Below are 23,390 nucleotides of genomic sequence, written 5' to 3' on the forward strand. Positions count from 1 at the left end.
TTGACTGCCGCGATTCTACGCGCTCCCACGCGCGTAAAGAGGTCCTGTGCCAGGCTGGGACGCGCTTTCTTTGCCTTCGCCGCCCTGTTCCTTGCCTCGGCAGCCACCACCGAGGCCGCCACGGATTTCAGTGACTACTCGGTCTTTGCCAGCGCCAGCAGCACCACCGTCAGCTCCATCAGGCTTGGGCCCACCGTCGACAGTGAGACCGCCATCACGGCCAATGCCACCGCCACCGGGGACGACACCACGGGCAGCGATGACGAAGACGGCGTCGTCCTCCCGGCTTACCTCGTGGCCGGTGCCACCGGCAGCATCACGGCCATTGTCACCAACACCAGCGGCTCTTCGGTCTATCTGAACGCATGGATCGACTACAACCGCAACGGCCTGCTTACAGACAGCGGTGAGCAGATTGCCACCAATACGATCATTGCCACAGGTACGTCCAATTCTAGCAAGGTCATCTCCTTCACCGTGCCTGCGGCGGCGTCTCTCGGTACGGCGGGCATTCGCGTTCGCCTCACCTCCACCAGCTCCCCCACCTCCGTTGGCCTCAGTGGCAATGGCGAAGTGGAGGACAACGTCATCACCATTCTTCCCGCCACCGACTTCGGCGATGACTCCGGCCTCGGTCTCGCAGGCAGCAGCTATTCCACCGCCCTCCGCATGGGCGCCCTGGTGGACAGCGAAGGCCCTGCCTTGGCCAACGCTGCAGCCACCGGGGACGACACCAACAACACCGACGACGATGACGGCGTAACCCTGCCCGCCTCCGTCATCCAAGGCCAGTCCGGCGTGAGCGTGACCGTAAACGTGACCAACACCACCGGCGCGGACGCCTACCTCAATGGCTGGATCGACTTCAACAACAACGGCCTCCTCACCGATGTGGGCGAGCAGATCGCGGTCAATGATGTCGTCGCCACCGGAACCAGCGGCGCCACCCGCACCTACACCTTCACCGTTCCGGCTGCTTCGGCCGCCGCGGCGGTTGGCGTGCGTTTCCGGCTCACCTCCATTGCCTCTCCCGGGGACAGCGGTATCGCCGGCACGGGTGAAGTCGAAGACTACGCGCTCACCATCGTCCCCGCATCCGACCATGGGGACTTTTCGCGTTTTGCGGACGCCAGCAGCTACAACTCCATCGCACTCGGCATCGGCGATCTGGAAGACAATGAGTTCACCGCGGTCACCAATCTGGCGGCCACGGGTGACGACATCACGAATGTGAACGATGAAGACGGTGTCACCCTGCAGGCCATTCTGGTGCAGGGCCAGGCAGGCGTGGCGGTCACCGTCAAGCTCAACAACACCACCGGCGCGCCCGCTTACCTCAATGGCTGGGTGGACTTCAACAACAACGGCACTCTCGAATCCACCGAGCAGGTGATCTCCGATTCCGTGGTGGATGACGGCACCTCCGGAGACTTCCAGACCTTTTACTTCGATGTGCCCAGCACGGCTACGATCGGCTCCGTGGGCGCTCGCTTCCGTCTGACCTCGGTCGCTTCGCCTGGTGCTACGGGTGCCAGCGGCTACGGTGAAGTGGAAGATTATACCACGACCATCGTGGCGCCTTCGTCCAATTTCCGTGACTACTTCTACTCCATCCGTGCGGTGGGTTCCCAGTTCTATCTGGATGAGATCTCCGTTTACAATCCCAACTCCGCCTCGCCGACCGTTTCGGTGACACCGGGCATCCTCAATCTGAACACGGCCTCTCCTGGCTTCAACGCCAGCGCCACGGATGCGTGGATGAACGGTCTGGCGCTCGACTGGCTTAACCGCCGCTTCTACTGGCTGGCCACCTCCACCGGATCCAGCGGTTACAATGCGAGCTTGTACACCGCGGCCTATAACAACGTCACCAAAACCTGGAGCTACCAGCTCGTGACGGGTTCTGCCCTTTCAAACGTCGCTTTTAACTCCGGCACTCCCTCCTCGGCCACGGCCAGTTCAGGAGCGTTCCCGCGCGCTGCATTCTACAATGGAGAATACTACGCCGGCGGCCAGCTCGACAACAACGTGGCTGTGTGGCACCTGAACGCCGCCGGCCTGGGTCTGAGCACGCCCGCCTACAGCGACTACACCAACTTCTTCCACCTGAGCCAGACCTTCAACGGCGGTGACTTCGTCATTCGTCCGCAGGACGGCCTGCTGGTCACCTCCACCGTGATCAACAGCACCAACACGCTGTTCAACCAGTTCATCGATGACGGCGAAAACTCCTCCGGCCCCGCCGCCACCACCGCCAGCGTGGACTCGCAGATTCCTTACTCCAGCAACAGCTCCGTGCAGATCGCCGGTGTGGGTGGTGTGACCCGCCTCTATGCTCTGGGCTCCGCTGGCTCCAATGTTTACCGCATCGACAGGTACGACACCTCCACTCCGAATGCGGTGAAGGTGGGACCGCTGCCCACAGCCACCTACACGGACTTGTCCGAAGGTATCTCCTCCTCCGTGACCTCCCTCGGCGTGAAGGGCATCGTGTATTATGATACGAACGGCCTCACCGACGGCATCATCAGCGGCACCGGCACCAATGCCAGCGGCACGCTGTTTGCCATGCTCGTGGATGGCTCCGGCAATCTGGTGGACTCCTTCCCGGTCAAGAGTGACGGTACCTTCATCCTCGGCGGCGCCTCGGCCAACACCTCTTACAAGGTCGTGCTGAGCACCTCCTACGGCAGCCTCGGTTCCACCGCTCCAGCGGCGGCTGTTCCCAATGGCTGGCTGAATGCCGGAGAGTTCCTCGGCTCCGGCTCGGGCAGTGACGGCACCGTCGATGGCAGCCTCGCCGTCACCGTCGGCACGGTGGGGATCGTGAACGCCACCTTTGGTCTGACGCGTACCCTGTCCCTCGGCGACACAGTGTTCAATGATATTAACAACAACGGCCTCCAGGATGTGGGGGAAAGCGGCATCGGCGGCGTCACCGTGCAGCTCTGGAAACCCGGCACGGACAATGCCATCGGCGGCACCGGTTCTGCGGCGGACACGCTTTCATCCACCACCACCACAGACGCTTCCGGCACCTACAGCTTTGTGGGATTGAGCGCCGGCAAATACTTCGCTACTGTAACGCCGAGCACGCTCTACTCTGTGGTCAGCAGCACCGTGGCGGGAGACAACGGCGTCGATGGCGACAACAACGGCACACAGCCCGGTGGCCGCGGCACCACGGTGTACAGCCCGATCATCACTCTGACACAAGGCGCAGAACCTGGAAATCTTTCCACCGGCGGCGACAACAACGAAAACACCATCGACTTCGGTTTGATCACTGCGGTGGACTACGGTGACTATGCCTCCTTCGGTTCAGCGGGCGGCGCCCTCATTTCCTCGCTCTATCTCGGTTCGCAGATCGACTCCGAATATTCCGCGAACACCAACACCACAGCAACGGGAGACGATACCACCGGCCTGGATGACGAAGACGGCGTTGTGGTGCCATCCGCCATTTATCAGGGCACGTCCACCACGCTGACGGCCACGGTCACCAATACCAGCGGCTCCTCGGCCTTCCTGAATGCCTGGGTGGACTTCAATGGCAACGGCGTGCTGACTGATGCGGGAGAGCAGGTCGCCAGCAACGTCGTCATCGCCACCGGTACCAGCGCCAGCGCGCGCACCATCACCTTCACCACTCCCGCCGGTGCCACCATTGGCAACGTAGGCATTCGAGTCCGCCTCAGCTCCGTTAGCACACCTGGCTCCACGGGAACGGCGGGTAATGGCGAAGTGGAGGACTACCTGACCAGCGTGTGCTCTGCCATCTCTCTTTCCCCGGCCACTCCCTCTGTGCCTGCCGCTGGCAGTGCATATTCCCAGACGATCAGCGCCACGGGAGGCACCGCGCCCTACACCTTCACTGTCTCCAGCGGTGCACTTCCCACTTGGGCCACCCTCAGTTCATCGGGTGTGCTGAGCGGCACGCCGAACACAGTTGCGAGCGCTTCCTTCACAGTGAAAGCCACCGATGCCAAAGGCTGCGCGGGCACGGTCAGCTACTCTCTTACCCCGGTTTGCCCGGCCGTCGGCATCACTCCTTCCACTCTTCCCTCCGGCACGGTGGGCACGGCCTATTCGCAGACACTCACCCCGTCTGGTGGGGTCGCTCCTTATGGCTCATGGGCCGTCACGGCCGGCACTCTGCCAGCCGGACTTTCACTCAATGCCAGCACCGGTGTCATCAGCGGCACGCCCACCAGTTCCATTTCTTCCACCTTCACCGTGCGTGTCACGGATATCAATGGCTGCACGGGCTCGCTCTCCTACACTGTGGCTCCGGTCTGCCCCACGGTGACCATCACTCCCAGCACCTTGGTCACAGGAACCGTCGGCAGCGCTTACTCGCAGACCCTGTCTGCCGCGGGCGGCATTGCGCCTTATGGCTCATGGACCGTCACAGCCGGCACGCTGCCCGCGGGATTGACGCTGAATGCCACCACCGGCGTCATCAGCGGCACGCCCACCGCAGCGGCCAGCCCCGCCACCTCCATCACCGTTCGCGTGAATGATGCCAACGGCTGCCAGGGCTCGCGTGCCATGACGCTGCAAATCTGCCCCGTCATCACCTTTTCACCCTCCACACTTCCTGCGGCGACCGTGGGCACGGCCTATTCGCAGACCATCACCGCCTCCGGCGGCACCGCACCCTACACCGTCTCTCTCGCCAGTGGCACGCTGCCTTCCTGGGCTTCTCTGACATCTGCCGGTGTGCTGAGCGGCACCCCCACCAGCACCGCCACCTCCATCTTCACCCTCCGCGTCACAGATGCCAATGCCTGCACCGCCACGCTGGCTTACACGCTCACTCCTCAGTGCCCCGCCATCACCATCACCCCCTCGGCGCTCCCTTCGGGCAGCGTGGGCACGGCTTATTCCCAGACGCTGGCCGCCAGTGGTGGCATCGCTCCCTACAGCTCCTGGACGATCACCGGCGGAGCACTGCCTGCCGGTTTGACGCTCAATGCCAGCACTGGCGTCATCAGCGGCACTCCCACCGCCACTGCCAGCCCCGCCACCACCATCACGGCTCAGGTGAGCGATGCCAACGGCTGCCAGGGATCACGAGCGATCACCCTGCAAATCTGTCCCGTCATCACACTCTCGCCCGCCACGCCCGCCACCGGCACCGTGGGCACTGCCTATTCCCAGACCATCACTCCCTCAGGCGGTTCCGCTGGCTACACTTTCGCGGTCATCAGCGGCTCGCTGCCGGCAGGTCTTTCGTTGAATACCAGCACCGGTGTTGTAAGCGGCACACCCACATCCAACAGCAGCGCCAACGTCACCATCCGTGTCTCGGACGCCAACGGCTGCATCGGCACGCGGGCCATGACTTTTGCCATAGGCTGCCCTGCCATCAGTGTCACCACTTCCAGCTTGGCTCAGGGCAGCGTCGGCACTGCTTATTCTCAAGCGCTCGCGGCATCCGGTGGCTCGGGCACTTTCACCTGGTCGGTCACCAGCGGCACGCTTCCGTCGGGTCTGTCCCTCGGTGCAGCCACGGGCGTCATCAGCGGCACTCCCACCGCTGGCAATGCTGCAGGAGTGAGTGTGACGATCGCCGCGACGGACACCCTCGCGATCACTTGCGCGGGAACCAAAACCTTCACGCTTCAGGTGTGCCCCACCATCACACTCTCTCCCGCCACTCTGCCCACCCCCACCGTCGGCACCGCCTATTCGCAGACCATCACCGCCTCAGGTGGCGCTGCCTCTTACACCTATTCGCTCGCCAGCGGCGCGCTTCCCTCGTGGGCCACTCTGAGTTCCACGGGCGTGCTCAGCGGCACACCCACCAATCTCACCTCCGCCACTTTCTCGGTTAAGGCCACGGATGCCAACGGCTGTGTCGGCACACGTTCCTACACCCTCACCCCTGCCTGTCCCACCATCACCATCAGCCCGACCTCATTGACACAGGGCACGGTCGGCACGGCCTACTCGCAGCCTCTCGCCGCCAGCGGTGGCACCGCTCCTTACAGTTCTTGGACCGTGACCAGCGGCACGCTGCCCGCGGGCCTCACTCTCAGTTCCACCACCGGCGTCATCAGCGGCACCCCGACCGCCTCCGCCAGTCCCGCCACCTCCATCACCGTTCGCGTCAATGATGCCAATGGCTGCCAGGGCTCGCAGACCGTGACGCTGCAGGTCTGCCCCGTCATCACGCTGGCTCCCGCCACGTTGACCGTGCCCGTGGTTGGCTCCGCCTATTCGCAGGCCGTCTCCGCCAGCGGCGGCACCTCCCCCTACACCTTCACCATCGCCAGCGGCGCGCTGCCTGCCTGGGCCACGATGTCCTCCGCGGGGGTGATCACCGGCACACCCACCACCACCACTGCCGCTGCCTTTACCGTCCGTGCCACCGATGCCAATGGCTGCGCCAAGACACTGGCCTGCACCCTCGCTCCGGTCTGCCCCACCATCAGCATTGCTCCCGCCATGCTCGGACAGGCCACGCTGGGTACTGCCTACTCGCAGACTCTCTCAGCCAGCGGTGGCACCTCTTCCTACACTTGGGCGCTGACCGCAGGTACTTTGCCCACCGGCCTCTCTCTCAATGCCAGTACCGGCGTGATCTCCGGCACGCCCACCGTGGTCAATGCGGCCGGCACCAGCATCACCCTCCGCGCTACGGATGCCAATGGCTGCCAGTCTTCGAGCACCTACACCCTTCAGGTCTGCCCGGTGATCAGCCTCACTCCGGCCACGGCGGCAGCGGGTATGGTCGGGACGGATTACAGCCAGACCCTGGCCTCCAGCGGAGGCACCGCCCCTTACACCTACACGGTCGTCAGCGGCACTCCTCCGGCCGGTCTCGCCCTCAGCAGCAGCGGCGTCCTCAGTGGGACTCCGGCCGTCTCGACCGGAGCGGGAAGCAGCTTCACCGTCCGCAGCACGGATGCCAGCGGCTGCGTGAAGGACCAGCCGGTCACCATTAAAATCTGCCCGGTCATTTCCCTCAGCAGCCTGACCTCGACTTGGACAGTTGGTGCCAGCTCCACACAGACCATCACGGCCAGCGGCGGCGCTTCGCCGTATGTCCTCGCCCTCGGCAGCGGTACGCTTCCTGCGGGTGTCTCCTTCAATGCCAGCACCGGTGTGCTCAGCGGCACGCCTACGAGCCCCGTCTCGCGTTCCTTTGTCATCAATGCCACCGATGCAAACGGCTGCGCCACATCGCAAAGCTACATCATCGCTCCCCAATGCCCCGTCATCAGCGTCGGTCCCGGCACTCTGCCTGTGGGCATGGTGGGCCGCGGCTACTCGCAGGCATTCACCACCACCGGCGGCACCGCCCCCTACACCTACGCCATCGCCACCGGTTCTCTGCCCGCTGGTCTGAGCCTGAACACCAGCACCGGCACCATCTCCGGCACACCGACGGCAGCAGGCAGCAGTGCCGTCACGCTGACCGTCACGGACGCCACCTCCTGCCAGGTTTCCATCACCCGCGGCATCACCATTTCCTCCAATGTGGTGTCAAGCTGCCCCACCCCGCTCAATCAATCCATCGGTGGTGCCTATGAAGTCACCCGCCTGGGCCGCGATGTGCTCGGCGGCGAAAACTCCGGCCTGGGCAACTGCCTTTACAACATGTCCCCGAATGGCCGCTGGATCACCGGCATCCGCACTGGACTGAAATCCTACGGCTTCCTGCTCAACACCCTCACGGACATCAACATCAACGTGCCGCTGCTCGACTCCGCCCATCCCTATGCCATGGGTCGCGATGTCAATGACAGCGGCAATGCCGTCGGCTACGAAAAATTCACCACCGGCGCCAAGGTCAGCATCATCCCATGGTACTACAGCCAGACCACCGGCACCAGCGTGCGCCTCCTGACTCAGTATGATTCGAATGCGAGCATGAGCGCCCTTCCTTCCGCTCTGACCAGTGACAGCGCGTATGCCTTCGGCACCGTGGACCCCGACGGACCCGGCGGCCCTGTCCTCTCCCAGGGCGGTTATTGGAATCTCACCAACCGCTCCTGGACCGCCATCGCCGGCATTCGTGAAGTGGTCGATGCCTCTGCCGATGGCACCACACTGCTTGTCACAGACAGCAGCGGCGTCGGCAAGGTCCTCAGCGGCAGCCCCTCCGCGGGCTACACCACCACCGTGGTCACTTTCTCCGGCGGCTCCCTGAATGTGGGCCGCGTCAGTCCAAACGGTCGTTACATCGCTTCCAGCCAGAAGCTTTCCGGCGTGCCCACGCCGTTTGTGTATGACATTCAGGCCAGCCTCCGCACCAATCTCCCCCGCATCCTCTCGCAGGACACCCTGGGTGGCATTGTTGGTGCGGTGAGCGATACCGGCCGAGTGCTCGGCACCATGTACAGCAGCGCCTCCACCGGCAGCTTTGCAGTGATGTGGGACACACCCACGGATTTGTACACCCGCATCTCCGACTTGCTCGTTTCAGACGGCCACGTCGGGCAGGACAGCACCTACTCCTTCTGGAACATCTACAACGGTGGCGACGGCATCTCCGCTGACGGCACCATGATGGGCGTGTATGGCAACAACCCCTACAACGTGGAAGACTCCATGGTGTTCCAGCGCGTGGCGGTGGCCGACGCCCGCCTCTGCCTCGGCAATGCCGTGTGGCAGGACACCAACCGCAACGGCATCAAAGACGCTGGCGAGCCCGGTGCTGTGGGCGCCGTGCTGCATCTCTTCCATCCTGGCGCGGATGGCGTGCGCGGCGGCACCGGCGTGAATGCGGACTATGAAATCTCTTCGCCCATCACCACCACGAGCAGCGGTTCCTATGTCTTCAGCTCCATTCCTGCCGGCACCTACTACGTGCAGGTCATTCCGCCGGCCTCTCTGCCTTCGACTTCCGGCGTGGTCGTGGCTCTGGACAATGGCGTGGACAATGACAACAACGGCATGCAGCCCGGCGGCCCCGGCACGCCGATCTACAGCCCCATGATCACCCTCTCTCCCGGCACCGAGCCGGTGAATGATGGCGACACCAACGCCAACACGGAATTCTCCGTGGACTTCGCACTCAGCGATGGCGTGAGCGTGGGCGACCTCGTGTTTGCAGACATCAATGGCGACGGCTTCTTCCAGTCCGCCACGGAGTCCGGCGTTCCGAACATCACCGTTCAGCTTCTGGACGGCACCAACGGCCACCTCCTCCTGAGCACGGTCACAGATGCCAGCGGCGCCTACTTCTTCGGCGGTTGCGCACCGGGCACCTATCGCGTCAATGTTCCTTCACCGCCCAGCGCCTACAGCTCCGCCACCCTTTCGGTCACCGCCGACAATGGCGTGAACAATGACAGCAACGGAGTGCAGGACGGCGGACCGGGTTCGAACTCCGTCAGCGCCGTCTTCACCCTGGCGGTTGGCAAGGAGCCTGGCTCCACCGGCAGCACGAGCTTTGAAAACACCATCGACTTCGGCTTCCGCTCCTGCCCGGTCGTCACCGTCACTCCCACCACGCTGGCCAATGGCACCATCGGCACGCCTTACTCCCAGACACTCAGCGCCACGGGCAGCTCGGCCACTCCGTACACCTGGACCCTCTCTTCGGGCACCCTCCCTGCGGGGCTCAGCCTGAGCAGCGCGGGTGTCATCTCCGGTACACCCACCGCTGCCACCAATGGCGTGAACGGCACCAGCATCACGGTGCGTGTCATCGATGCAAGCTTGTGCGTCAGAGACCAGCTGGTGCAGATCAAAATCGCGCCCGTCATCACGGTGAATCCCGCCACGCTGCCGACACCGCTGGTTGGCAATGCCTACACCCAGACGATCTCCGCCACCGGTTCCACCGCCACACCGCTGACCTTCAGCGCCACCTCGTTGCCGGCCTGGCTCTCCCTGGACCCGACCACCGGTGTCCTCTCCGGCACTCCCACCAGCACCGCCTCGGCCACCTTCACCGTCACCGCCACGGATATCAATCTCTGCACCGGATCGCGCCAGTACACGCTGAATCCCGTCTGCCCCACCATCTCGATCACTCCCGCCACCCTCGCCACTCCGACGATGAACGCGGCCTACAGCCAGACGCTGAGCGCCACGGGAGGGAAGGGGCCCTATTCCTATGTGCTCACCAGCGGTTCGCTGCCTGCCGGCCTGACACTCAACAATGTGACCGGTGTCATCAGCGGCATCGCCACCAACATGGTGCCCGCCACCTTCACCATCCGCGCCTCGGACTCCAATGCCTGCACGGGCTCCGGCACATTCACCGTCACTCCTTCATGCCCCATCATTGCCATCGCTCCTTCCATCCTCGCCGGTGGCAGTGTGGCGGTGCCTTACAGCCAGAATATGAGCGCTACCAATGGCGTCGCTCCTTATGTCTGGGCGGTCAGCGACGGCGCTCTGCCAGACGGCCTCAGCCTGAACGGAACCACGGGTGCCATCACCGGAACTCCCACCACGGTGCAGACCGCAGCCTTTAACATCACCGTCACCGACGCCAACAACTGCTCGCAGACACGCTCCTACTCCGTCGATGTCAATTCCATCACCATCGGTGATCTGGTGTGGAATGACGCCAACAACAACGGCCTCAAGGACGCCTCTGAAACGGGTCTCGCCGGAGCGCAGGTGAAGCTCTTCAGCCCGGGCACGGACAATGCCATCGGCGGCACCGGCAGCGCGGCGGACACGCAGATCGGCACCATCTTCACCACCACCTCCTCCGGTGCCTATTCCTTCTCGGGCCTGTCTCCCGGTAAATACTACGTGGTGGTCACTCCGCCTTCTTCCAATCCCGTCACCGGCGGCACACCCGTCACCCTCGACAATGGCGTGGACAATGACAACAACGGCGCTCAGCCCGGCGGCCCCGGCACGTCTCTTTACAGCCCCGTGATCGACCTCACTCCCGGCACCGAGTCCGTGAACGACGGGGACACAGATGCCAGCACCGATCTGAGCATCGACTTCGGCCTCTTCTCCGGCATCAGCATTGGCGATCTCGTTTTCCTCGATGCCAACGGCGACGGTCTCTATCAGAGTGGCAGCGAAAGCGGCGTGTCTGGCGTCACCGTTGCGCTGATGTCTCGCGGCGCGGACAATGTGGCCTACAATGGCGATGACGTCATCATCACCAGCACGACCACGAATGGCAGCGGCGCTTACGGCTTCTCGGTGTTCCAGTCCGGCGTCTATTACGTCCGCGTCACACCGGGCGCCACTCAGCTCATGGCGCTGAACGGTGTGTCCTCAGACAATGGAGTCGACAATGACAGCAACGCCATCAGCCAGCCCGGCGGAGCAGGCACGGCGGTAAACAGCGCCACCTTCACGCTCACCTTCGCGGGCGAACCCGGAACCACCGGCACGTCCAATGTCGAAAACACCATTGACATCGGTCTGCGGAATTGCCCTGCCATCCTCATCTCTCCCTCCTCACTGCCCACCGTGGTGGCCGGCACCAGCTACAGCCAGACCCTCAGCGCCAGCAGTGGTACCGCTCCCTACACCTGGTCAGTTCAGGCCGCGACTCTGCCTGCGGGCCTCTCCCTTTCCTCCGCCGGCGTCCTCAGCGGCACACCCACGACGGCGGGTGCCAGCAGCATCGTCATCACGGCCACGGACAGCCTGGGTTGCAGCGCCACGGCCACGATTCCTCTGCGCGTCTGCCCGGTCATCACTCTCAATCCCTCCTCCCTCACTGCTCCCACCATCGGCTTCCTCTATTCGCAGACGATCACCTCTTCCGGCACCAGCGCGACACCGCTGACTTGGAGCGCGAGCGGCCTGCCCTCATGGCTCAGCATCGCCAGCAGCACCGGCGTCCTCAGCGGCACGCCCACCTCCTCCGCACCTGCCACCTTTACCGTCACGGCCACGGACGCGAACGGCTGCTCCGGCTCTCGCTCCTACACCGTCACGCCGGTCTGCCCCGTCATCACCGTGGGCGGCACCGCGCCTGCCAATGGATATCTGAAGACCAGCTTCAATGCTACCATCACCGCCAGCGGTGGTACATCCGCTTACAGCTTCGCCCTGGTCAGCGGCACGCTGCCACCCGGACTCAGCCTCGCCTCAGACGGCACCGTGAGCGGCACCCCCACCACGCTCGGCACTTACACCGTGACCGTGCGCGCCACGGATGCTTACAGCTGCCAGAGCATCGCCACTGCGGTCACCTTCAACATCAAGGGCATGACCATCGGCAATCTCGTCTGGGTGGACATGAACGACGACGGCCTCCGCGGCTCTACGGAAAGCGGTGTGCCCAACCTGCCGGTGCAACTCTGGTCTCCCGGCGTCAATGGCGTGGGCAACAACGGCAGCGGCGATGACGTGCTGCTCGGCTCCACCACCACCGATTCGAATGGTGCCTATTCATTCACCGGCCTCGCTCCAGGCACCTGCTACGTGCGCATCTCCACGCCGCCGACCTACTACCCGAAGGCCAGCACCAATCAGGTCAATCTGGACAACGGCGTGGACAACGACAACAACGGCATTCAGGCCGTCTCTGGCCTCGCCGTTTACACACCGCTCATCACTCTCTCTCCCGGCACGGAGCCAGGCATTGGAGTGGATGGAGACGACGCCGACGCGAACAGCACCATCGACATTGGTTTTGCCAATTCGAACCCATGCCAGATCACCAACCTCATCGACAATCCCAGCTTCGAATTCCAAGGGCTGCCAAACACCACAGGCACCGGAACCACCGTGCTCAGCTATGATGGCACCGGCACATCCATGGGCACCGGCATCAATGCCTTCCAGTGGGTCGGCGGCACCAATGGCACCAGCGGTGTGGGCGAGCCCATCCAGCGCGTGCAGGTCAGCGTCGGCACCACCGGTTCCAAAGTTTCCTGGATGGAAAGCGTGAAGAGCCGCCACGGCAAACGCATGGTCCTGCTGCAGGGCACAAACTCCGCCGTCAATCTCATGCCCGCGGGCGGTGGCGGCTGGAGCAGCGTGCTGCAGGCCGGCAAGGAATACGAACTCAGCGTCTGGGCCACCAGCGCCTCCTCTGGCGCTGCCTCCATCCTGTGGAATCTTGGAGCGAACGCCCAGATCTTCCAGATCATCACCGGCGCCACCCCGGGCCTGTATCAATACTACACCGTGCCGCAGGGTGAAATGAGCGCCACCGCTCCTGGCGTGAGCCAGTGCTGCGGCTACAACGGCGGCACCATCTCCTACTCCGCTTTTGGTGCTTCCGATTACAACAACTGGAGCGAAGCCACAGCCAGTTCCACGCAGCCCCTGTGGCGCCAGTTCACCTACCACTTCCGTGTGGCCAATGGCGCCACCTCTCAGCAGATCGACACCGCCACGCTCGCTCTCTCCGGCGGCAGCGCCACCAATGCCGTCGCCGCTGACCTTGTCTATCTCTGCCAGGTCAACACCACCGCCACGCTCACCATCGGCAATCTCGTTTGGAACGATGCCAACAAGAACGGCGTCCGCGACACCGGTGCCACCACCGAGATCGGCATCAGCAGCGTCACGGTGGATCTCTTCACCAGCGCCAACGACACCGCTGGGGACGCCGATGACCTCCTGGTCGCCACCACCACCACCAACTCCGCCGGCGCTTACAACTTCACCGGCCTCGCTGCTGGCAAATATGTGGTTCGTGTCACACCGCCCGCCAGCATCCAGGCCACTGGCGGCAATGTGGTCACGCTGGACAACGGCGTAAACAATGACAACAACGGCAGCCAGCCCGGCGGCCCCGGTTCCTTCATCTACAGCCCTGTCATCACTCTCGCCACCGGCACGGAGCCCACCAATGACGGAGACACCAATCCCGACACCGAGCTCAGCATCGACTTCGGTTTGTTCTCCGGCATCCAGCTTGGCAATCAGCTCTTTGTCGACGCCAACAACGACGGTGTTTTCAGCAGCGGCACGGAAACCGGCGTCGGCGCTGGTGTCACCGTCGAGCTTCTCGATGGCTCGGTGAACACCGTCATCGCATCCACCACCACCAACAGCTCCGGTGCCTACGGCTTCACGGTTTATCAGCCCGCGAACTATCGTGTGCGCGTGCCTACGCCGCCTGCCGCCTATCCGCTCGCTTCCGGTGTGGTCGATACTCTGGACGATGGCCGCGACAATGACAGCAACGGCAGCCAGACCGGCGGCATCAACACCGCTGTCATCAGCCCTGTGATCACCCTCACCGCTGGCGGCGAGCCTGGCAGCACGGGCAATACCAACACGGAAAACACCATCGACTTCGGTTTCCGCGGCTGCCCCGTCATCACCATCAGCCCCGGCACCGTCGCTGTGGCCACGCAGTATGTCGCCTACAATCCGCTCACGCTTACCTCCAGCGGCGGCTCCGGCGGTTACTCCTATGCCATCAGCAGCGGTGCTCTGCCAAACGGCATGGCCATGAGCAGTGCAGGCCTCATCAATGGCACCCCCGGCGCTTCCGCCGCTCCCGGCAACTATTCCTTCACCGTCCGCAGCACCGACAGCCAGGGCTGCTCCGGCACGCAGAACTACATCCTCACCCTGGCGAACGCCATCGTCACCGTCTCTCCGGCCACTCTGCCTGCCGCGACCCAATACGCCGCCTACTCCCAGAGCCTCGCAGCCTCCGGCGGCACCTCGCCTTATGCCTGGAGCGTCGGACCTGCGCCTCTCACTGGCACAGCGGCTCTCTGGCCCGGTGAGAGCGGCGGTGCGGAAATCATCGCCAGCAACAACGCCGCCTTGATCAACGGCGTGGCTTTCACCACCGGTCTCGTCGGCAAGGCCTTCAGCTTTGACGGAACCAACGATTACCTCCAGGTCGCCGACCAGTCGGTCATGCGTCCTACTCAGATCACACTCGAAGCCTGGGTGAAACCCGCCAGCGCCACACCCGCGGCCGATCAGATCATCATCCAAAAGAGCACGAACAGCGCCTCTCCGACCGATGGCTACGGATTGATCCAGCGCAGCGGCACCAGCACCACGCGCTTCTGGATCAACCGTCCTTCCACCGTCGCTTCGGTCTCCGACTTCGTGGACGCCACGCTGACCGTGAACGCCTGGAACCATGTCGTGGCCACGTATGACGGCACCGCGTTGTTCATCTATGTCAATGGTGTGCAGGCTGCGACGAAAGCCTTCACCACGGCTATCAGTCACTCCTCCCAGCCTCTCGTGATGGGCGGTGGCTCCACCACCAGCACCTGCTGGATCGGAGCGCTCGATGAACCCGCAATCTACAGCCGCGCCATCTCCGCCGCAGAAGCCCTCGCTCGTTACACCGCGACCTCCAGCGGCAACAACGGCCTGCCCGCCGGCATGACGCTGGACTCCACCACCGGCCTCCTCAGCGGCACTCCTTCCTCGGTTCCGACCTCCTATCCTTTCACCGTGCGTGCCAGCGACACTTACAGCGGCGTCGGCACCCGCACCTACTCACTCACCGTGGGTTGCCCCACCTTCAACATCACTCCCAAGACCTTCGCCGATGCACCTCAGTACGCCGCTTACACTTCGGTCACGCTGAACGCCGCGGGCGGCACCGCTCCATACGTGTGGGACATCACCACTGGTGCGCTGCCCACCGGCATGAGCCTCAGCAGCGCCGGTGTCATCAGCGGCACGCCGGGTTCCGCTCCCGCCACTTACAACTTCACCGTGCGTGCTCGTGACGTGAACAATTGCGTCACCACCCAGGCCCTCAGCATCAAGGTCATTTGCCCGACGATCTCGCTCACTCCTTCCACCCTTTCCAATGCCCAGCAGTTTGCCGCTTACTCGGCCGTGCTGCTCGATGGGACCGGCGGCACATCGCCTTACACCTTCAGCATCAAGAGCGGCTCCCTGCCTGCCGGAATGAGCCTCAGCAGCGCAGGTCTCCTCAGCGGCACTCCCACCGCGCTACCGGGCGACTACACCGTGGTGGTGCAGGGGACCGACAGCGCCTCCTGCTCCGGCACCCGCAGCTACACGCTTCATGTGAACTGCCCTGCCATCACCGTCAGTCCTTCCACCATGGCCGCTGGCAGCCAGTATCAGGCCTACAGCCAGACCATGACTGCCAGCGGTGGCAATGGCACCTACACCTGGAGCTTGAACAGCGGCTCCACCCTCCCTGCCGGCCTCACCCTGAGCACTAGCGGTGTCATCAGCGGCACACCGACGGTCGCTCCCGGCACCTACACCTTCGGTGTTACCGCCACCGACACCGCAGGCTGCACAGGCACACGCACCTGCAGCATCATCTTCAGCTGCCCGGCCATCAGCGTCACGCCCACCACCCTGCCACAGGCCACGGACACCGTAGCTTACAGCCAGCAGCTCACCGTGAGCGGCGGTACCACACCCTACACTTGGTCCCTCGCATCCGGCGCGCTGCCTTCCGGCATCACGCTTTCTTCCGCAGGTCTGATCAGCGGCACCACCAACGTCGTCGGTTCCTTCAATTTCACCGTCCAGGTCAGCGATCTGAACAGCTGCGTCAAACAGCAGGCGCTGGTGCTCGGCGTGAACTGCGCTGCCATCACCATCACGCCTGCCTCTCTCCCTGCGGCCACCGTTTGGTCCGCCTACTCGCAGCAGTTCTCCAGCAGCGGCGGCGTGGGCACCAAGACCTGGAGCATCAAGTCAGGCTCGCTGCCCGTCGGCATGACGCTCAGCACCTCCGGCCTGCTCAGCGGCACACCCACGGACACCGCCGGCACCTTCACCTTCACCGTCCAGGCCATGGACCAGAACAACTGCCCTGGCACACTCGCATGCACGCTCACGCTGCAGTGCCCCGCGGTTACCATCACTCCCACCACGGTGCCAAACGGCACCGTGGCCAACGCCTACTCCACCACGCTCAGTGCATCCGGCGCCACTGGCAGCTACACCTGGAGTCTTCCAGTGGGCAGCACGCTGCCTCCGGGCCTGGCCCTCAGCCCCACCGGCGTAATCAGCGGCACTCCCACCGCCACCGGTTCCTACAGCTTCGGCGTCACCGCCACGGCCCTGTATTCTTGCAAAGCCACGCAGACCATCACCATGACGGTCGTCTGCCCCACGCTGGCCCTTAGCCCCACCAGCCTCAGCTCCGGCTATCGCGGTGTCGCTTACTCGCAGACCATCGTCGCCAGCGGCGGCATCAGCCCTTACACTTACTCCGTCACCGCAGGCAGCTTGCCTTCAGGTCTCAGCCTGAACACCAGCAGCGGCTTGCTCAGCGGCACGCCCACCACCGCCGGCAGCTACAGCTTCACCGTTCGCGCTGTGGATGCCGCCGCCTGCTCCGGCACCCGCGACTACATCGTGGTGATCAACGGTCTCTCCCTTGGCAATCTCGTCTGGCAGGACACAGATCAAAGCGGCACGCGTGACGTCGGAGAGCAGGGCATCAGCGGCGTTTCTCTCCAGCTCTTCTCCACCACGGACACCGTCATTGGCAATGGCGACGATGTCTCCCAGGGCACCACCACCACGGACGGCAGCGGTGCTTACGCCTTCACCGGTCTCGCTCCTGGAAACTACTTCGTCAAGATCGCCACCCCGCCCACGGCGTATCCGCTTTCCTCCGGTCCACAGGTCGCCCTCGACAATGGCGTGGACAATGACAACAACGGCGTCCAGTCCGGCACCGCTGGCTCCGCCATCACCAGCCCCGTCATCGCTCTCGCCATCGGCAAAGAACCCGGCAACGTTGTTGGCGGTCTGGATGTGGACAACTCCATCGACTTCGCGCTCCGCGCCGTGCCCGCCTCCCTCACCAATCTGCTCGAGTATGACATGAACATCTCCAGCGGCGGCCTGCCTGCTCCTCCGAGCTACAAGAGCCCCGCTGTCGTGAATGCCGCCAAGATCCAGATCGAGGCGGACATGAACGGCCTCACCGACATCAGCGAGCCTACCAACAACGGCCCCATCCGCTCCGGTTCTCTCTCCCGTCGCATGCGCGACTGGGATGCCGCCTATGACACCGGCTACGATTCCGTGCCTGCCACGCTGGTGCAGCGTCCGGACAGCCTCTGGATCCGCTACGACATGGATCCGACCGCCACCGGCAACATCGGCAACATCCTCTTGGATCTCTATCGCGTCGGCACAACCTCGCCGGTGCAGGGCAAAGTCTTCCTCTCCTGGACCGAAGGCACGGCCATCCGCACTGCCGTCACCAGCACATTCCAGATTCCCGCCACCGGTTCCTGGTACTCGCTCAATCTGCCCTGGAGTTCCTTCCTTGGCGGTGCCAGCGCCATTCCCACCGGCGCTCAGCTCGCGGGCAAATCCTTCCTCATCGAACTGTATCTCTGGGGCGGTGACGGCACCGGCTACATCGACGTGGACAACATCCTCCTGCAAGGCAGCGCCACGGTGAATCCTCAGTCGCTCGCCATCGGCGACTTTGTCTGGGCGGACACCAACGGCAACGGCATCAAAAATCCGCGCGAGCCGGGTCTGCAAAACCTCACCGTGCAGCTCCTCAATCCTGGCGCGGACAATACCACCAACACCGCCGACGACACGATCGTGGCCACCACCACCACGGATGCCAACGGCTACTACCTCTTCAGCGGCCTGAACTCCGGCAACTACTTCGTGCGTCTGCCCACCCCAGACTCGCAGTGGCCCTTGGCCTCTCCGGCGGTCAATCTGGACAACGGCGTGGACAATGACAGCAACGGCATCCAGCCCGGCGGCTCCGGCACCGCCGTCTCCAGCCCTGTCATCAATCTCGCCCTCGGAAAAGAGCCCGGAAACCTCGCCAGCGGCGGTGGCAATCAGGACATGACCGTTGACTTCGGCTTCAGCGCCGCCCTCACCATGGGCAACTTCGTCTTCTCCGATAACAACAACAACGGTGTCGTCGATGCAGGCGAGACCGGCGTCTCAGGCGCGCAGTTGGAGCTTTACTCCTCCACCGACACCACCGTGAACAATGGCGACGATGTGAAAGTCGGCACCACCTACACCACTGGCAGCGACGGTCTCTACAGCTTTACCGGCCTCAGCGCAGGCAGGTTCTACGTCAAGCTCACGCCGCCTATCACCCATCCCCGCCGCAGCTCCACCAGCAGCAATGCGGACAACGGCATCGACAACGACAGCAATGGCATCTCCCAGTCCTCCACCGGCGCGCCGATCTACTCCCCCATGATCACGCTCTCGGCCCTCACGGAGCCGGGCAGTCTGCTCGCTCCATTCGGCACCAATGTGGAGGACACCATCGACTTCGGTCTGCGCCCCACCTTCTGCAGCATTGGCAACCTCGTTTACAAGGATGGCAACAACAACGGCGTCTATGACTCTGGCGAAGGTGTCGGTGGTGTGCGCGTGGAGCTTCTCAACAGCGCTGGCTCCTTCGTCACCAGCACCACCACCAGCACCAATTCCAGCAAGCGCGGCCAGTATCAGTTCACCAGCGTCGTCCCAGGCTCCTACTACGTGCGTGTTCCCGCCTCCGAATTCGCCACGGGCAAGGCCCTCGTCAACACCATCTCCATCTTCCCCTCCACCTCTTCTGACAACGACATCGATGACAACATTGTGGGCAACGATGACGGCATCGACAATGCCAGCCCTGCCGTCAACGGCATCAGCAGCTCGCTCCTCTCCCTGAGTGACAGCGGCGAGCCCATCAACAGCAACGGGGAAAGCGGCGCCTTCAACACCCTCGACGACGCCGATGACAACAATGGCAACATGACCATCGACTTCGGCTTCAAGGCCAGCGGTCCCAGCGCCACGGGTTGCTATCACTTCCTCGCCACCGACACCAATCGTGATGGCATTCTCAGCCAGTCTTCGGACTGGACGCCTGCCCAGGCCTACGATTTCAACTACACCCCCGGTGGCGTGGCGAACATGGACAGCGTGAACCTGATCTACGATGCCGCGCTCAGCCGCCTCGCTCTGGACATGACCTTCAATCAGATCGGCGCCAGCAAGGTGGATGCGCTGTGGTTTATCGTCAGCACCGGTTCCAATCCCGCCACCGCGGACCACGCCATCGTTTACATCAATGGCATCACCCGCTCCAGCCCGGTCGTCACCATCTACAAATACGACACCACGCTGGACTACCAGAGCTGGCAGACTGCCGCCAACCTCATGGTCAGCAGCGCACCCGGCAGCGCCACCTCCGCAGACGTGCTGCAGAACCTCGTCACCGAAACTGGCAGCAGCGTCCGCTTCCAGTGCGTGCTCGATGTCAGCCGTGTGAACAATGCTGCCAACTGGGCCTCGATGGGCGTCAATGCCGCCACATGGGAAGGCATCCAGACCGGTGGCAGCAATGGCCTCATCCTCCACATGGTGGACCTCAGCAGCGCACCCGCCTATGACAGCAACGGCGCTCTCACTTCCTTCAGCTACACCCCCGGTTCCACCGAAGGCTCCTTTGTGACCGATCCTTCCGGTGTGAACACCATCGCCACAGAGCCTTGCTCCGTCTCGCCTTGGGTCGGCATTGGCAATCTCGTGTGGAACGACGTCAACAGCAACGGCCTCAGAGACACCGGCGAGCTTGGCATCAGCTCCGCCACCGTGCAGCTCTTCAGCCCCGGCGCTGACAATGCCATCGGTGGCACCGGCGTGAATGCGGACACCCAGGTTGGCGCCAGCGTGCTCACCAGCAGCGCGGGCGCATATTCCTTCACCAATCTCGTGCCCGGCAAATACTACGTGCGCGTCACTCCCACCTCAGGTGTGCCGGGCGTCAGCAACGTCGTCGTGAGTCTCGACAACGACGTGGACAATGACAACAACGGCAGCCAGCCCGGCGGCGCGGGCACCTTCGTTTACAGTCCCGTCATCGATGTCCAGGTTGGCACCGAGCCTGGCACCGGCGTGGATGGCGATGGCACCAGCACGAACAGCACCATCGACATTGGCCTCTTCACCGGCATCACCGTGGGGGACCTCGTCTGGAATGACGCCAACAACAACGGCCTCAAAGACTCCACCGAAACCGGCGTCACAGGCGTGCAGATCGATCTCATGAGCCCCGGCGCCGACAATGCCGTCGGTGGCACCGGCCTCAATGCGGACACCGTGCTGAGTTCTACCACCACTCTCAGCACCGGTGCTTACAGCTTCAAGGTTTACACCAGTGGCGCCTACTACGTGCGCCTCACTCCTCCCGCCGCCTACTCCCTCGCCAGCAGTGTCGTCGTCAGCACGGACAATGGCGTGAACAATGACAACAACGGATCGCAGCCCGGCGGTGCCGGTTCTCTCATCAACAGCATGGTGTTCACACTCACCGCCGGTGGCGAGCCCGGCAGCACCGGTGCTACGAACACGGAAAACACCATCGACTTCGGCGTCCATTCCTGCCCGGTCATCACCATCGCGCCCACCACCTTGTCGAATGCGCTGAAGGCCACTTCTTACAGCGCCACCTTCACCGCCTCCAGCGGCACCTCTCCATACACCTGGAGCATTTCCAGCGGCACGCTGCCCAGTGGCATCACGCTCTCCAGCGGGGGCGTCCTCAGCGGCACGGCCACCGCCGCTACGGGCACCTACAGTTTCACGGTAAAGGCCGTGGATGCCTCCAACTGCTCCGCCACGCAGGCCATGACGCTCAATGTCGTCTGCCCTGTGCTCACCCTTTCCCCCACCACGCTCAGTTCCGTGGCTCAAAACACCGCCGTCAGCCAGCAGTTCTCCACCACCGGCGGCACGGCAGCCTACACTTACACACGCGCTTCGGGCACCTTGCCAAACGGTGTCACTCTTTCTTCCAGCGGCCTGCTCTCCGGCACCGTCACGGGTGCTCCCGGCAGTTACGCCTTTGTCATTCGCTCCACGGACGCCAATGGCTGTTTCCTTGACACCTCTTTCACCTGGTCGATCACCTGCCCGGCCATTTCTCTCACTCCCGCCACCGTGCCCGCGGCCACGCAGTATGCCGCCTACACGGCGCAGACACTCACCGCCAGCAACGGCACTTCGCCTTACACCTGGAGCTTCACCGGCACCATGCCCACCGGCATGATCCTCAGCAGCGGCGGTGTGCTCAGCGGCACGCCTACCAGCGCCCCCGGCACTTACAATATCAGTGTCACTGCCACGGACGCCAATGGCTGCGCCCGCACTTCGGCCTACTCCATCTCGGTGAACTGCCCTTCGTTCACCATCACCGCGCCGACCTTCCCCAGCGCTTCGAAAAATGTCGCCTATCCCAGCCAGCAGCTCTCGGCTTCTGGCGGCACCTCGCCTTACAGCTGGAGCATCATCTCCGGGGCCCTTCCTGCGGGGCTCTCCTTCAGCACAGGCGGCCTCATCTCCGGCACGCCTACCGCCGCCCCTGCCACTTACAACTTCACCGTGCGTGCCACCGATGGGGTGAGTTGCTCTGCCAGCAAGGCTCTCGCCATCGTCATTGCCTGCCCCACGCTCTCCATCGGCCCTGTGCCTCTTCCTGCCGGCACACAATATGCCGCCTACTCCCAGACTCTCAGCGTCGGCGGCGGCACTTCTCCCTACACCTGGAGCCTTGCCTCCGGCGTTCTGCCCGCCGGTCTCACCCTCTCCAGCGGCGGCGTGCTCAGCGGATCTCCCACCGGCCTCGGCAGTTACACCTTTGGCATCAAAGCCACCGATGCCGACGGCTGCGCCTCCATCCAGAGCTACACCTTCACCGTCAATTATCCTCCCATTTACATCACGCCGACCACTCTCTCGGACGCCGTGCGTCTCGTGCCTTACTTCCAGCAGCTCAGCGCCACCGGCGGCACGGCTCCTTACACCTTCAGCAAGCTCACCGGCACCATGCCCACCGGCCTGTCCATCTCCTCCGGCGGCCTCATCTCCGGCACCACCACCGCCAGCCCCGGCACCTACAATTTCACCGTGCAGGCGCTGGACGCCAATGGCGCTCCCGGCACGCAGCCTTACACCATCACCATCGTCTGCCCCAGCCTCGTCATCTCTCCGCAGCAGCTCTCCAATGGCGTCGTCGGCACCTCCTACTCCGCGGCTCTCAGCGCCACCGGCGGCAGCGCTCCTTACACCTGGACCGTCTCCGCTGGCACGCTTCCTTCCGGTCTTTCCCTGAGCTCTGCCGGTGTCATTTCCGGCACTCCTACGCAGGCCTCCACCTCCACGTTCACCGTGAAGGTCACCGATTCCTTCAATTGCATCAACACCGTCGTCTACACGCTTGCAGTGACCTGTCCTTCGGTCGCCATCACGCCGGCCACGCTGCCCAGCGCCTATTATGGCGCTTCCTACAGCCAGCAGCTCAGCTCCAGCGGTGGCACCGGGCCTTACACCTACACCGTCATCGCGGGTTCGCCTCCGGCCGGCATCACCCTCTCCTCCAGTGGCCTCGTCTCCGGTGCGCCGCTCGTTTACGGCACCGCCAGCTTCACCGTCCGCAGCACCGACGCCTACAACTGCTCCGCCACCCAGTCCTACTCCATCCTCGTCAAGGGCCTCAGCCTCGGGGACACCGTGTATGACGA

1 protein-coding gene (only partly in view) is annotated in these 23,390 nt (G+C 63.6%); it reads left to right on the plus strand.

The features are described 5' to 3' along the window. On the plus strand, window positions 1-23,390 hold the 5' portion of the coding sequence (locus tag ACILSR_RS03025; RefSeq protein WP_395748246.1) for a putative Ig domain-containing protein. It continues 8,491 nt past the right edge of the window; only the first 23,390 of its 31,881 coding nucleotides appear in the window; it begins with the start codon at window positions 1-3; its stop codon lies off the right edge, out of view.

The sequence above is a fragment of the Prosthecobacter sp. genome, assembly GCF_044222565.1.
Lineage (GTDB): Bacteria > Verrucomicrobiota > Verrucomicrobiia > Verrucomicrobiales > Verrucomicrobiaceae > Prosthecobacter.